At 58.4% G+C, this 14,414-nt stretch carries 11 protein-coding genes; 8 read left to right on the top strand and 3 right to left on the bottom strand.

Going from position 1 to position 14,414, the window contains the following annotated elements; genetic code table 11:
* Positions 1–261: 261 nt before the first annotated feature.
* Entirely contained in the window at positions 262–1,683 is a 1,422-nt protein-coding gene (dnaA, locus tag ACQCS0_RS01170; protein WP_185262049.1) for a chromosomal replication initiator protein DnaA, read from the bottom strand.
* Between the two features lie 468 nt (positions 1,684–2,151).
* Here dnaA and rpmH point away from each other — a divergent pair, with 468 nt between their 5' ends.
* The 8 genes from rpmH to ACQCS0_RS01130 all read left to right on the top strand — a co-directional run bounded on the left by rpmH (position 2,152) and on the right by ACQCS0_RS01130 (position 7,888).
* Positions 2,152–2,289 (top strand): 50S ribosomal protein L34, encoded by a 138-nt coding sequence (gene rpmH, locus ACQCS0_RS01165; protein ID WP_003800212.1) that lies wholly within the window; start codon positions 2,152–2,154, stop codon positions 2,287–2,289.
* Between the two features lie 39 nt (positions 2,290–2,328).
* Entirely contained in the window at positions 2,329–2,739 is a 411-nt protein-coding gene (gene rnpA, locus ACQCS0_RS01160; protein WP_354155909.1) for a ribonuclease P protein component, read from the top strand.
* Positions 2,732–3,127, top strand: coding sequence for a membrane protein insertion efficiency factor YidD (yidD, locus tag ACQCS0_RS01155; RefSeq protein ID WP_354155908.1), 396 nt, complete (start codon positions 2,732–2,734; stop codon positions 3,125–3,127). Before rnpA ends, yidD begins: the two co-directional genes overlap by 8 nt.
* Positions 3,128–3,143: 16 nt before the next feature.
* A complete protein-coding gene (yidC, locus tag ACQCS0_RS01150; RefSeq protein WP_354155907.1) occupies positions 3,144–4,118 on the top strand; it encodes a membrane protein insertase YidC in 975 nt (324 codons plus the stop codon).
* Complete coding sequence (locus ACQCS0_RS01145; RefSeq protein ID WP_354155906.1) at positions 4,118–4,684, top strand: R3H domain-containing nucleic acid-binding protein; 567 nt, start codon at positions 4,118–4,120, stop codon at positions 4,682–4,684. Before yidC ends, ACQCS0_RS01145 begins: the two co-directional genes overlap by 1 nt.
* 20 nt (positions 4,685–4,704) lie before the next feature.
* Positions 4,705–5,355, top strand: coding sequence for a 16S rRNA (guanine(527)-N(7))-methyltransferase RsmG (rsmG, locus tag ACQCS0_RS01140; RefSeq protein ID WP_354155905.1), 651 nt, complete (start codon positions 4,705–4,707; stop codon positions 5,353–5,355).
* Between the two features lie 86 nt (positions 5,356–5,441).
* Positions 5,442–6,509, top strand: a complete 1,068-nt coding sequence (locus tag ACQCS0_RS01135; RefSeq protein ID WP_354155904.1) for a ParA family protein — start codon at positions 5,442–5,444, stop codon at positions 6,507–6,509.
* Between the two features lie 65 nt (positions 6,510–6,574).
* Entirely contained in the window at positions 6,575–7,888 is a 1,314-nt protein-coding gene (locus tag ACQCS0_RS01130; RefSeq protein ID WP_354155903.1) for a ParB/RepB/Spo0J family partition protein, read from the top strand.
* A gap of 5,100 nt (positions 7,889–12,988) precedes the next feature.
* On the opposite strand, the gene trxA is transcribed toward ACQCS0_RS01130, so the two are convergent.
* Positions 12,989–13,315: a thioredoxin gene (gene trxA, locus ACQCS0_RS01125; protein ID WP_354156262.1), complete on the bottom strand. Its 327-nt coding sequence runs from the start codon at positions 13,313–13,315 to the stop codon at positions 12,989–12,991.
* Positions 13,316–13,352: 37 nt separating this feature from the next.
* Positions 13,353–14,309 carry a thioredoxin-disulfide reductase gene (trxB, locus tag ACQCS0_RS01120; RefSeq protein WP_354156263.1) on the bottom strand — a complete coding sequence of 319 codons (957 nt, stop codon included), beginning with the start codon at positions 14,307–14,309 and terminating at the stop codon, positions 13,353–13,355.
* Positions 14,310–14,414: the final 105 nt, after the last annotated feature.

Genomic DNA, 14,414 nt, shown 5'->3' with positions numbered 1-14,414 from the left:
TTTCTTGGGATTAGTAGTGTTAATAACTGCTGTGGATACTGTGGATAACTCGATCCGGCCGCAGGATCCAGAGGTCAATGCCTGTTCATGGATTGTGGGCGAAGCGGGTTTTAAACAGGCTGTGGATGGGGATAACAATTTTTGGGTTTTGGCTGATCCACAGGCGCCTTAAGGGTTTTAAGCCCATTAAGCGTGGTTGTCCCCTTAACTATCCACAGGGTTATCCACATGCACCTGTTAATAAGGTATAGAGGCGACGGCTCAGGAGTTGCGCTGCTGTTGCTTGATCCTGTTGGTGAGTTCGGTGACCTGGTTGTAGATCACACGACGCTCCGCCATCAGCTCACGGATCTTGCGGTCGGCGTGGATCACTGTGGTGTGGTCGCGGCCGCCGAGCTCCTGGCCGATCTTCGGCAGGGACATGTCCGTGAGTTCGCGGCACAGGTACATGGCGATCTGCCGGGCGGTCACCAGCGTGCGCGTCCGTGACTTGCTGCAGAGTTCTTCCATGCTGAGCTTGAAGTACTCGGCTGTCTGGATCAGGATCTGGCTCGATGTGATTTCCTGGGCACCGTCGTCGGTGATGAGATCCTTCAAGACCATTTCGGCCAATGCCACATCGACCGGCTGGCGGTTCAGGCTGGCGAATGCCGTGACCCGGATCAGTGCGCCTTCGAGTTCGCGGATATTGCTGGAGATCTTGGAGGCGATGTATTCCAGGGCATCGTCCGGGGCGGAAAGGCCTTCACTGAGGGCCTTCTTCCGCAGGATGGCGATCCGGGTCTCGAGTTCGGGCGGCTGGATGTCGGTGAGCAGGCCCCACTCAAAGCGGGACTTCATCCGGTCCTCGAACCCTGCCAGCTGTTTGGGGGGCAGGTCCGAGGTGATGACCACCTGTTTGTTGTTGTTGTGCAGTGAGTTGAACGTGTGGAAGAACTCCTCCAGCGTCCGGTCCTTGCCGGCCAGGAACTGGATGTCGTCGATCAGCAGCACGTCCACGTTGCGGTACGTGGTCTTGAAGCTGGCACCTTCGTCGTCGCGGATGGAGTTAATAAAGTCGTTGGTGAACTCTTCGGAGTTCACGTACCGGACCCGGATTCCGCTGTACAGGCGGCGGGCGTAGTGGCCGATCGCATGTAAGAGGTGGGTCTTGCCCAGTCCGGAATCACCGTAGATGAACAGCGGGTTGTAGGCCTTGGCGGGCGCTTCGGCCACCGCCACGGCGGCTGCATGGGCAAAGCGGTTGGACGAGCCGATCACGAAGGTATCGAAGACGTACTTGGGGTTCAGCCGGCCGAATTCGTGCGAAGTACTCGGCAGCATCGGCTGCGGCTTCTGTTCGATCAGCTGGTCTGGTGAGTAGGAAGGTTCGACGACGGGTTCCGGCTCTTTGTGGATCGGCACCAGGTCGGTGTCCACGTCGATTGCGCAGCGGATGTCCTCGGAAAAGACGTTGTGGAGGGCATCGTCCAGGGCGTCCTTGACCTGTGTCTGGAGGACTTCGCGGGTCAGTTCGTTGGGCACTGCCACCAGGAGTGTGGATCCGATCAGGCCCTGCGCCTGCGCCAGGATGACAAAGCCCCGCTGCCGTGGCGATACGCGGTCGTCCTGCTCAAGCAGGCTCACAACCCGACGCCAGGAACTTCCGACAGTATTGGCGTGGTTGGCTTCGTCTACTGTCATCAATCAGTTCCTCAAACTTGCGTGCCTGCATTACGTGCAGCCCCAAGTCCCGAACCAGGATGCTGGTTCAGCTTCATCCACAGGTTTATGCACAGTCCGTGGATAATCGGCCACTGAGTCACTCTAGGGGATCAAAAGGCCAGAAGATAGCTGGGAAGTAGCTTGTGGATAATTACACCGTTGTGGTTCGAAAACAGGGCCTGTGAGCCACTTCATCCACAGGCTGTGGGGTCAGGTTAACCACAGCCTGGACCAGGGACCCAGGGGTACCCCGGTTTGACTCTGGCAGGCATTTTGCCCTAACGTTGTGAAGTCCTTTGTGTACGCTTTTTGACCTCTTCTGAATCTCTCTGACGCACCGCGTTTGAGCAGCCGGGGGAAGCATGCACATACAAAACTTAGCGTCGGCCAGTTCTTCCCCTTTTACTGATCGGGTGGGCGCACCTTTGATCCACTGGAGTAACTAACGTGAGCAAGCGGACTTTTCAGCCGAATAACCGCCGTCGAGCCAAGAAGCACGGCTTCCGCCTTCGTATGCGTACCCGTGCCGGCCGTGCCATCCTGGCAGCCCGTCGTGGCAAGGGCCGCACCGAACTGTCGGCCTAGATACTGACTCGTCGGTAAACTTTTCTTTGCGAGTTTAAGGTGCTGGCCACCCGTAACCGTTTGAGGACTGCAACCGATTTTTCAACAACCGTACGTTCCGGTGTCCGCAATGGACGCCGGAACGTAGTGTTATATGCGGCAGCTATTGCTGCCGACGAACCCAGCCGGATCGGGTTCATCGTTTCCAAAGGTGTCGGGAACGCTGTGGTCAGGAATCTCGTTAAGAGAAGACTGAGAGAAGCCGGTGCTGCCTCGCTGCGCGAGTACGGTACCGGGTTCGCCATAGTGGTCCGGGCCCTGCCTGCGTCCGCTGTCGCCAGCTGGGATCAACTGCTGGCGGACTACAACGCCGCACTGGAATCAACCATGAGCCGGTTGGACAGCCGCCTTCCGAGGGCTGCTGTAAACGGTTCAACCGGTACAACACAGGAGGGGACACCGCGTGCGTAAGGTAACTGCCGCCGTCGTCCACTACCTCCAGCCGGTTGCTGCCGCTGTGGGCACCTTCCTCTGGAACCTGCCCAGAAACATTCTTATTCTGCTGCTCATGGCCTACCGCAAGGTGATTTCCCCCTTGTATGGCCAGGTTTGCCGCTTCTTTCCTTCCTGCTCGGCGTACGCCCTCGAGGCGATCACTGTCCATGGGGCAGTGAAGGGCAGCTGGCTTGCGGCCCGCCGCCTTGTGCGCTGCCATCCGTGGAATGCCGGTGGTGTGGACCATGTCCCCGCCGGCCACCGCCACTGGCCCGAACACCGGACCCCCACAATTGTTGTGCTGAACAACCCGGACAAGTACCTGGCTGCTCAGACTGATGGAGAAGGCCGCCTTGCGGCCTGACGAATAGGGATATCGTATGGACTTCTTTGGAACAATAATGGCCCCGTTCAAGTGGCTGGTTTCCATCATCATGATCGGATTCCACGATGGCCTGAGCACCATTGGCCTGCCTGCCGCCAATGGCTGGACCTGGACGCTGTCCATCATCGGGCTGGTGCTGGTGATCCGCGCCGCCCTGATCCCGGTCTTCGTCAAGCAGATCAAGGCCCAGCGCGGTATGCAGCTGCTGCAGCCGGACCTGAAGAAACTTCAGGACAAGTACAAGGGCAAGACCGACCAGCTCTCCCGCCAGGCCATGGCGCAGGAGCAGATGGCCATGTACAAGAAGCACGGCACCAACCCCTTCTCGGCTTGCCTGCCCATGCTGATCCAGATGCCGTTCTTCTTTGCGCTGTTCCAGGTGCTCTCCGGCATTACGGCTGCACGCCAGACGGGCATCGGGATAGGGGCGATGAGCCACGAACAAGTGGTGCAGTTCGACGAATCCAGCATTTTCGGCGCCCCACTGTCAGCATCCCTGTTGCATGGCGGAGGCGGCGACCAAGTGGTTGTTTGGGTCCTGTCTATCGTGATGATCCTGGCCATGACGGCCTCGCAGTTCATCACCCAGAAGCAGATCATGGCCAAGAACATGTCCGAAGAGGCCATGGCCAGCCCGTTCATGCGCCAGCAGAAAATGATGCTCTACATCCTGCCACTGGTGTTCGGTGTGGGTGGCATTAACTTCCCCATCGGCGTGCTCATCTACTGGACCACCACCAACCTCTGGACCATGGGGCAGCAGTTCTTTGTCATCCGCCGCATGCCGACGCCGGGATCCCCTGCCGCCAAGGCACTTGCCGAACGCCGGGCTGCCAAGGGCCTGCCGGCCCTGCCTATTCTGGGCGGGAAGAAGGCCGACGCCGAAGCGGAGGCAGCAGCCGCAGCCGCGGCCATCGAGCTAAAGGGACAGCGCGTCCAGCCACAGCGCAAGAACAGGAAGAAGAAGTAATGTCAGCCGAGAGCACCGAACACGCCCTTTCCGACGAGATCATTGACGATCAGGACGAATCAGCGACCGACGCCGATGCTTCCCTCAAGGGATCCGCTGCCAGCCGACTCGAAGAGGAAGGCGACGTTGCTGCCGATTACCTGGAGGAGCTGCTGGATATCGCGGACATCGACGGCGACATCGACATCGAAGTCCGGAACGGCCGCACCTACATTTCCATCGTTGCTGAAGAAGAAACCGACAGTCTCGACAGCCTCGTAGGCGAAGACGGCGAAGTCCTGGAAGCTCTTCAGGAACTGACCAGGCTTGCCGTCCTCTCCGCAACGGAGAACCGCTCACGCCTGGTGCTGGACATCAACGGCTACCGCCAGCAGCGCGCCGGCCACCTTCAGAAGATCGCCGAGGACGCGGCAGCGTTGGTCAAGGAGTCCGGCAAAGCCGTGGCACTGGAGCCGATGAGTGCCTACGAACGCAAAATTGTTCACGACGCCGTCGCTGACCTGGGACTCGTCAGCGAGTCCGAGGGCGAAGGCGCCGGGCGTCACATCGTTGTATCCGCAGACTAGAGAATGCTGAACCGCTAATCATGGTTGACATCACGGCAGCAGAATTGCTGGCGGCCGAGAAAATTTTCGGTGACCGCCTGGACCTGGCCAAACGCTATGTAGAGCACCTGGCCACGTCCGGAACGGAACGCGGGCTGATCGGGCCGCGCGAGATACCACGGTTGTGGAGCCGGCACGTCCTCAACTGTGCCGTCATCGAAACCGAAATCGCGCACGGTAGCCATGTTGCCGACGTCGGAAGCGGAGCCGGACTTCCCGGACTCTGCCTCGCCATCGCGCGGCCGGACCTCGAACTGACACTGATCGAGCCGCTGGAACGCCGGGTGATCTGGCTCCAGGAAGTGGTGGACGATCTGGGCTTGACGAACGTCACGGTGATGCGGACCCGCGCTGAACTGGCGGTCGGCATGGTTAACGCTGACGTTGTGACTGCCCGGGCTGTTTCTGCGCTGAGCAACCTGGCCGGCCTGACCATCCCCCTTCTCGCCGGTAAGGGTGAGGTTGTGGCCATTAAGGGACGCAGCGCAGCCGAGGAAATTGAAAAAGCAGCAAAGGTTATCCGGAAGCTCGGTGGCGTCAAGACCTCTGTAGTGACTGTCGGTGAAAGCCTCTTGGAGGAACCCACCACGGTGGTACGGATCGTCGTCAACAAGTCCCGAAAGAACTCCTAGTCCGGGCCCAGTAGCCTTGGTCTGCGGGGCGAAGCGGTTAGGCTAGACAACGGCAGTAAAAGCCGAATGAGAGAGAGTGTGTCCCAGTGACCAGTAGCGAAGCCTCCACACAGCGGATACCCCCGTTTGTGTCTTTGGGGTCAGCACGATCAGTTGCTGGCATGGGTTCCGCGCCGGGACGAGGGCAAAGCCACCCTAATCCGGTTGCAGAAATTGCAACTCTTGCCTCTGTTTCACGTGAAACAACAACGGGTGGTAGGACCAACGTCATGGACACCATGGATGATTCCAGTCCTATCGCCAGGGAGCTCGCGCACGAGACCAGGCGCCGCGAACGGCTGGTTGGCCGTAACCTTCCCAAACCGGAGAAAACACGCATCTTCACGGTGTCCAACCAAAAGGGTGGGGTCGGCAAAACCACCACCACGGTGAACATTGCCGCTGCCTTGGCCGCAGCTGGCCTGAACGTCCTGGTCATTGATATCGATCCCCAGGGCAACGCGTCCACCGCCCTAGGAGTCGAGCACCATGCCGACGTGGACAGCATCTACGATGTCCTGATCAACGATTTCGCTCTTGCCGACGTGGTGGCCCCCTGCCCGGACATTAGTAACCTGATCTGTGCTCCTGCCACCATTCATCTGGCCGGTGCGGAGATTGAGCTTGTCTCGCTGGTGGCACGTGAACAGCGTCTTCGCAGGGCGATCGATGTATATGCCAAGACCCGGGCGAAGAATGGCGAAGAACGCCTCGACTACATTTTCATTGACTGCCCGCCGAGCCTTGGGTTGCTCACGGTTAATGCCTTCTGCGCTGCTGGTGAGGTCCTTATCCCCATTCAGTGCGAGTACTATGCCCTGGAAGGACTGAGCCAGCTCCTTAAGAACATCGAAATGATCCAGAAACACCTGAATGCGGATCTGGTGGTCTCCACAATTCTCCTTACAATGTATGACGGCCGAACCAACCTTGCCGCCCAGGTGGCAGCGGAGGTTCGCCTGCACTTCCCGGAACAGGTCCTGGGTGCTGTAGTCCCCCGCTCGGTGCGGATTTCGGAAGCCCCGAGCTACCAGCAAACAGTCATGACCTACGATCCTTCCTCCAGTGGAGCCCTGTCTTACCTGGAAGCCGCAGCCGAAATCGCTGAACGTTAGAATCTTCAAAAGTGCAACAACCGGAGTCCGGCAAGTTCTGACTCTTCCATCGGAGGGATTTATCCATGAGCGAAAAGCGACGTGGCCTGGGCCGCGGTCTTGGCGCACTCATTCCAAGTTCCGCCGGTAGTGCGTCGGGCAATGGCAGCGCTGTGTCGCGGCCCGTGGATCTCTTCTTTCCGGAAGGCCGTAAGAAAGTCGTTTCCTCAGACGACACCTCCGGGAATGGCGGAGCAGGTTCGGATGCTTCCGCGTCGAATGCGCCGGTTGGGGCCAACGACGTAGCGGTAGTGAAAAAGGCAGCTGCGCCAAAAACGGCCTCCCCCGCTAAACCGTCCGTCAAGTCAGCCGACAAACCGCCGGCCGCGAGAGTTGCGGCCAAGGCTCCTGCGAAAGTTCCGGCCACGAGCCCTGTCGCTGTCTCGGCGGTGGAAGCTGGGACCGCGCCGGTTGAAGACGTGACTGATGTGTCATTATCCGAGGTCCCTGTGTCTGCTGTGCCCGTTCCTGAAGCTACTGAAACAGAGAGCAAGGCGGATAACGGTGTAGATCTTGTGGAAGTCCCCGGCGTGCGTTTTGCCGAAATTTTGGTCACCGACATCCATCCGAACCGGAAACAGCCCCGCTCAGTCTTCGATGAAGATGACATGGCGGAGCTTATCCACTCTGTGCGCGAAATTGGCGTTCTCCAGCCAATTGTGGTTCGTACCTCAACCGAGGAAGGTGGAGAACCGTACGAGCTGGTGATGGGTGAGCGTCGCTGGAGGGCAGTACAGGCGGCCGGGATGGAAACCATCCCCGCCATCGTCCGGGACACCACCGATGATGACCTCCTCAGGGACGCACTACTGGAGAACTTGCACCGCAGCCAGCTGAACCCGCTCGAAGAGGCGGCTGCGTACCAGCAGTTGCTTGAAGACTTCGGGACCACTCACGAGCAGCTTGCGGATCGCATTGGCCGTTCACGTCCCCAGGTTACGAACACGCTGCGCCTGCTGAAGCTTCCACCTCTGGTTCAGCGTCGTGTGGCGGCGAGCGTTCTCTCTGCCGGCCACGCCCGTGCATTGCTGGCCCTCCCGGATGCGGCAGCCATGGAACGCCTCGCCCAGAGGATTGTGGCTGAAGGTATGTCTGTTCGGGCAACCGAAGAAGCCGTCACTCTTTACCAGGATCCTGCGAAGCCCGCGAAGAACAACATCCCCCGTCCGGGAGCCCGCCATGAGCGCCTGGACTACCTGGCATCCTCGCTGTCGGACCGCTTGGACACCAACGTCAAGATTTCTCTGGGTGTCCGCAAGGGGCGCGTCAGTATTGAATTCGCCAGTGTTGAAGACCTGAACCGCATCATGGACGTCCTTGCTCCAGGATCCGAAAACTAGTATTCACCTCTAAAAGAAGGGGCCTGTTTCACGTGAAACAGGCCCCTTCTTCGCGTCTGGAACGATTCCCTTCCTACGTTCTCTGAGTAGATTCTGGTTCCGACCATATCGGGGGAAAATGCAGGGCTGTTCTTCCTGAGCCACACGGTCACATGGAGTATCGCCAGAGATCGCTGGAATGCTGCTGGTGGTGCGACTTGGGTTCGGCACCGTCAGTGGCCATGGACTAACCCGGCTGGTGTCACGCGTTGTGTTTCCGCCGCACCGGCAGTGCCGGAGTCCGGCGGCGTGAGGATTGCTGGCCCACTAGGAGTGTGCGCTGGCCGAAATGCAGCAGGTCTGGGCCGGCGGCTCGCATAATAGCAGCGCCGGGCGGTGTTAACGCCAACCGAAAACAGGACCCAGTATTCCTCCGCAGACGTCTTGCGGCGTGTAATAGTTGAAGGATGCGTCGATGCTGTTGGTTTCTGTTCCGGTGCGACTAGGTTCCCAACCGGCTCATCGGCGATGAGGCTTCATCCCTATCGCTATTGCCAGTCCGTTTCCGCGAGGCAGGAGGGCTCCCCGGTTATCCACGCGTTTGGTGGTCTGAGACGCCGTTGCCTGCTCGGTAGGTTGCTTGGCTCGCTGATCCTGTATGACTGGTGTGCCAAAACGGGGTTCCTCGGACCTGCTATTTGATTCGATGGTCCTTCCTTAAAGGGTACCCGGCGGCGCAGGTGTGGCTGTAGAGGATGGATTTCCCATTGTTTCACGTGAAACACCAGCCGTAGTGGTGCGAGATCGCGTCAGTGACTCTGGCTACGGTAATCCTGGAGGCGCCGCCCAGGATCTCGACTCCTGATCTTGCCGAAGTGTCACCTGATCCACATCTGTGTATCGGGATGGCCTCTCTCTTGTCAGCATGTTTGCGTCGGACAAAGCCGAATCGTCAGTCTGCGCCGACCCCGACACGCCTCGTCTTTGTTTCTCCGGAGAGCCGAGAAGAGATACCCCCACAATGATTGCTGGACGGACCTGGCCTGCGACGATAGTGGTCCACGTGGTTTCACGTGAAACGCCAGACCACGCACATATGCCGTGACTGACTCTGCCCATCCCCCATCCTGATGCCCGACTATCACGAGGGCGTTAGCGACCGAGACTGTCGCATTCTGTCCACTCCTTTCCATACGTTGTGATGCCATAGCACTTCAATGGGCTACCAGCGCGTCGGACTAACTGGGGTTCATGGTGCTTAGCCGACGAAGATCGTAGACTCCGTCTCCAGAAGCCCATCCAGCAGCGGTCTTGGCGGTGACGTGTGCCCACGGAGGAGTACATGCGCTGGGGACCGGCTCGACACAGTCTGGGGCCCTGTTGGCGCGCGGCATGGCGCTCCAGAAGGCCAGCATGGTCACGTAGCCCGGAACCCTTGTCCGATGTCTGTGTTCCATCCTCGGTGGAGATACTGAACAGAATGAATCCCATCGCTGCCAGGTCGCTGATGGAAGAGCGGCCAGTGACATGCCCTGCTCGTGGGGCAGCTCCTAAAGAACCGGCTGAGTGGTGGTGAGGTCCGCGTGATCGGATTAGGTGCATCTGCACAGACAGACATGCCCGAGGAATTCCCCATGCGGCCTGGCGTTGAATGATTCGCGGTGCAGATGACTTACGGCGCAGAATCGAATCTGCGGTGCTGCACAGTACACATCAACTTCAGGAATGTATGTCAGTTCTTTGCGCTACCAAGGGGGTCACCGGCTTCCGCATCCGACGGGTATACCGAGGAATATCGCTGCAAAATTCTTAGCGGTCTGGGCTTCGTCGGGGCATCTCGGCACAGCGGGGTCCCGGAATCTGTTGCTTGACTGTCTCTCCCCCACACGACGCAACCCCGAGGTGGACGGCAACCGCCCGCTTTGGGATTGGACGGCAGAGGAATGAACCTGAGGTTAGGCTGAGTGGTCCGGCCTGATGCAAGCTTGTGGTTGGTTGGACGGTCCGTTCGCGGGGACTCAACGGATCGTGACTTTAGCGGCACCCATTCACCAATGCCACCAATTCAGGCGATTGACGGTCTGAACCTGCATGGGCATGGCCCCCCAAACTGGAGCCACTCTGGCCATGGGCCAAGAAGTCGCACAGAAGGAATGTGCGTTGTGAGCACGCCGTGTATCGTCGGGTGAGAAAGTTTCATCGCAACAAGAGGAAACGCCGTACCATCTCGAGGGCGGCACGGCGTGCATTGCACCGTGGATATCGCTGTGGATAACTTTGTGGAAAGATTGTTCAGTGGCCAGGATCACTGGGAGATTCACCGTACATTAGCGCTTCAAGGAACGACCGGACAGCCGAGGTGTCGTAGACCGACTGCGGTTCCGTTTCACGTGAAACATTACCAAGCCCGCGCTCAAGTGTCCTTTTTTCTCGGAAAGAGTCGCAAATTGTTGGATTTTGGTCCTTTATGTCTATACGCGTATGAGTGAGCTCCGCTTCCGTGTTGTTGTTCACTGCCAAGATTCCGATTTGAGCGTGGCCAATGAACTGAAATGCTGACTGAGCTACGCATCGTCCAAATTTGCGGACCGGTGGGTCCGTCTGTGGATATCGATGTGGATAACGCTTGGGGATAACTTCGGTATCAGTGGAATACGCACGCGACGGATAGCCGTGTGGCAGACCTGTTAGCCATACTTCGGATGAAGCCGATGGGGCCTTGTACTGGCTTCAGTGGCAGCTTGCGCAGGTGCCCGCGCGCGGACGGCGAGTGGCGAGTACTGAAACCGACATGCACCCGAGAGGATCGGCCGAGTAGTAGGGTTCGGATGCGCGACACAGCCTGTGTTCCGGGCCTGCGTCTGGTTCCCTGTTCGGTCCCCTACCCTGCCAGGCATTCATCAATTGCGGCCATCTAACCGGGAGCTGTAGCCAGGACACTTTGTATCTCCCGGCAGTAAGTCGCCTCCACAGGTCGATCTTTCCACCGGACTATAGGCGTTGACGCTTAGGAAGCAGGGATTTGCCGAGAGCCTAGGGCCGAGAGCCTAGGCAACGATCGACTAAGGGCGGCCGCGTAGATCGTGTCTCTGTTGGTTTACGCTGAGGGTCCCCACGTCTGCTGAGCGGACTGTGTCGCAGGTAGGGTTATGCTGGTTGTTCCCCGACTTCTCAGCACATTGCGGCACATGTGCGAAGGCTCAGCCGTTGGTGGGCATACAAATGGCCACCAAGACTGTGTAGTTCGGTGGGCTGCAGAGCGCTCGCGTGGGTGGCGGCTATGGTTCTCTCCCAGCCGGCTGCACGGATTTACTTGGGTTCTTCGTGGTTTTGCATGTGTTGACTTCTCATCGGTCGCACGGGTTTTGACATGGATATGGGCAACTCGGCAATTCATTGGTGTGGCCGCCTGGTAGCCTACGTGATGCCTGAGATGGGGTGTCCCATCCAGTGAGCCACGGCATCACTCCGCTGAATTCGTTTCACGTGAAACATCTTGTGGTGACCCGGGCAATTGTGAAGATATGACCAGCGTTGAATGTGTTTCACGTGAAACAGAGAGGCATCGGTTTCGATGCCTGCTGCGCTGACCTTTAGCCTAGGGCGCGTAAAAGATGTCGGGGTAAGGGGGTCATTGATGCGATCACTGCGTTAGGTATGGGATAGGCCTGCGGCCGTGTCGGTTCAGTCGATAGGCAGGCCAGGAGGCGGCGTTCACCCCCGTGCGGATTCTGATTCTTGGCTGGAGGCATCTTAGGAGAGGCAGCGCGAATTCCCAGGTCTAGGGTGCCGCATCCATTCCGTCTGTTTCCGTATAGCGTGGCAGGCCCTCCCCCCGTTGGTCAGGCCTGTTTTGCTGAACTGTTGGTTGCATGTGGCAGGCTGGGCTCGACGGAGACGGACACCTCTGGTTGGAGCGGTTTCGACCGTGTATGAGTTGTCTACGGTCAAGCCAGATAGCAACAGCCACCATGCTCGTGCCCGCGCTGAAGATCTGGCGAGATTGGGCATAGAACACGCCCTTGTAGGCATCACTGCTACTCGTATCCATGGTCTTTTCCAATTTGTCGGCTTCTTCCAATCCATCAGTGTTGCCTACCAGCAGCCATAGGCCGAATCTCTAACCAGATAGGCCAGGTGGACCATCGTTATGTACCGACGCTTCCCGACGGGGCGGTTGGGAGAATTGGCGTTTGATTCAATCAAAGCGGGACCAACACTGATGGAGGGTTCAGAATGTGGCCAGGGTGCAGTCGATTGACTCGATATTCCACGTCGCTATCGCTGCCCGAGCAATGGAGGATCGACCCTTCCAGTCCTTTTGCTTGATATTCATCTGAATTAATTTGCCAAACGATCCCTGGTCATTGATTTGGAGGCCGCAGATTCAGTTTTTGAGTTAAGGGGCAAGGTGTTCGCTTCTCCACGAACCCTGATCCATGTGATCAATGGTTGTGGGAGCCGCGCGCAGTCTGGTTTCTATCAGGGAATGGACGCCGGCTGTTGCGGAATCGGACGATGTTTCACGTGAAACGCTTCATGTGGGTCAGGTGTGTTTGGGACCCAGGACTACGAACTATTTGTGGTTTTTGGTGTCTTATATGAATTGTGTTTTTTCCGGGAAAAACAGAAACGCATGCGCTGCTCTCCTGCAGCGTTCACGGATGTTTCACGTGAAACATCCCGGCTTGATGGTGAGGCGTCTCCTCTTGCCCCTGCAATCGAGACGATGTTCCGAATTGACGGGTAGCAGGACTCCATACCACCGCTTTCGCGCTTTGCTCCGAAAAGCAAAAACAGTGGGACTGGTTGGATCCCGAGCTGCAATGTTTCACGTGAAACGAGACAGTCAGGTGCGTCGGACCCTACCGGGGTCATCCTAAGTTCAGCCGACTGGTTAATATCAGCCGCCCGGTCCCCGTACTGATTCGCCAAGGCTCTGAGCTGGGATATAGGAGCACCCGGATCAGTCGGTGAAGTCTGGGAGCAAATAGGTCGCGAATACAACTTTATTGAGTCTCGAATGTATGCACGCCCCAAACGACTGTGGCCACTGCTTCGATGAAGCAGTGGCCACAGACTGGTGCTGCCGGCCACGAAGGACCGGGACACCAGAGCAGACTAGGACAGGACGTCCGCAAATTCCTTTTCGAAGAACTGCTTCGGCCTCGCACCGATAACGGTGCTCTTCACCTGGCCGTCCTGGAAAAGGTAGACGGCGGGGATGGATGTAATGCCGTACTCGGCGGCTATCGCCGGGTTGTCATCTACATTGACCTTGACGACGTTAACCTTCTCGCTGTACTCGACCGAGATCTCGTCGAGAATGGGTCCCAGCTTGCGGCATGGTCCGCACCATTCAGCCCAGAAATCCACAATCACTGGCTTCTCGGCGGACAGTACGTCCGCATGGAAACTTGCGTCTGTTACGTCTTTAGCGTTGCTCATAACCCTTGTCTCTCTCTTCGAATGGCGGTTACGCGAATTACGCGTGGAGGTCTGCGAGGAAGTGTTCCACATCGATCGCGGCAACGCATCCGGAACCGGAGGCTGTGATGGCCTGACGGTACGTGGGGTCAACAACATCGCCGGCGGCGAAGACGCCCGCGATGCTGGTCCTGGAACTCCGGCCCTCGACGGCGATGGTGCCGGCCGCCGTGATCTCCAGGGCGTCCTTAACCAGGTCGGTGCGGGGGTCGTTACCGATGGCGACGAAGACGCCGGTGACGGCGAGGTCGGACACGGTGCCGTCCTGCAGGTTCCTGATCTTGAGCCCGGTGACTTTGTCCCCTCCGACGACGTCGTCCACGGAACTGTTCCAGATGAACGAGATCTTGTCATGGGCCATGGCGCGGTCTGCCATGATCTTGGAAGCTTTGAGTGTGTCGCGTCGGTGCACAACGGTGACGGACTTGGCGAACTTGGTCAGGAAGAGGGCTTCTTCCATTGCAGAGTCGCCCCCGCCGATAACTGCAATGTCCTGGTCCTTAAAAAAGAACCCGTCGCAGGTTGCACACCAGCTGACACCGTGTCCGGAAAGGCGCTTTTCGTTCGGGAGGCCGATCTCACGATAAGCGGATCCGGTGGAGAGGATGATCGCCCGCGCTTGGAAGGTCTCGCCGGTGCCGATGGTGACAGTTTTGATGTCACCATCGAGGTCCAGGGCTGTGACGTCCTCGAACTGGATTTCCGTTCCGAACCGGGCTGCCTGCTTCTCGAAGTTCTCCATCAGGTCCGGCCCCATGATGCCCTCGGGGAAGCCCGGGTAATTCTCGACGTCGGTAGTGTTCATCAGTTCGCCGCCTGCGGTGACTGATCCAGCCAGAAGCAAGGGCTTCAGATTGGCACGCGCCGTATAGACAGCGGCCGTGTACCCGGCCGGGCCCGAGCCGACGATGATGACATCACGTACTTCGGACGCGGTGTTTTCTGCGTTGCTCACTGAACGGTGAACCTCTTCCTTAGTCGATGCGCCGGCTTTTGCGGCCGGCCACATGGCACAACTGAATCTTGGTGGTGAATATTCCGGGCGCCGCGCCAACGGAGG

Source organism: Pseudarthrobacter sp. S6 (assembly GCF_050156575.1).
GTDB lineage: Bacteria > Actinomycetota > Actinomycetes > Actinomycetales > Micrococcaceae > Arthrobacter.
Note: the sequence above shows the minus strand (reverse complement) of the source record. Positions and strands in the feature narration are given on the sequence as shown.

Excerpts from the sequence above, each read along its gene's own strand:
- ACQCS0_RS01145 (WP_354155906.1), top strand. The coding sequence starts at position 4,118 with ATGTCAGCCGAGAGCACCGAACACGCCCTTTCCGACGAGATCATTGAC.
- dnaA (WP_185262049.1), bottom strand. The coding sequence starts at position 1,683 with ATGACAGTAGACGAAGCCAACCACGCCAATACTGTCGGAAGTTCCTGG.
- trxA (WP_354156262.1), bottom strand. The coding sequence starts at position 13,315 with ATGAGCAACGCTAAAGACGTAACAGACGCAAGTTTCCATGCGGACGTA.
- rsmG (WP_354155905.1), top strand. The coding sequence starts at position 4,705 with ATGGTTGACATCACGGCAGCAGAATTGCTGGCGGCCGAGAAAATTTTC.
- yidC (WP_354155907.1), top strand. The coding sequence starts at position 3,144 with ATGGACTTCTTTGGAACAATAATGGCCCCGTTCAAGTGGCTGGTTTCC.
- ACQCS0_RS01130 (WP_354155903.1), top strand. The coding sequence starts at position 6,575 with ATGAGCGAAAAGCGACGTGGCCTGGGCCGCGGTCTTGGCGCACTCATT.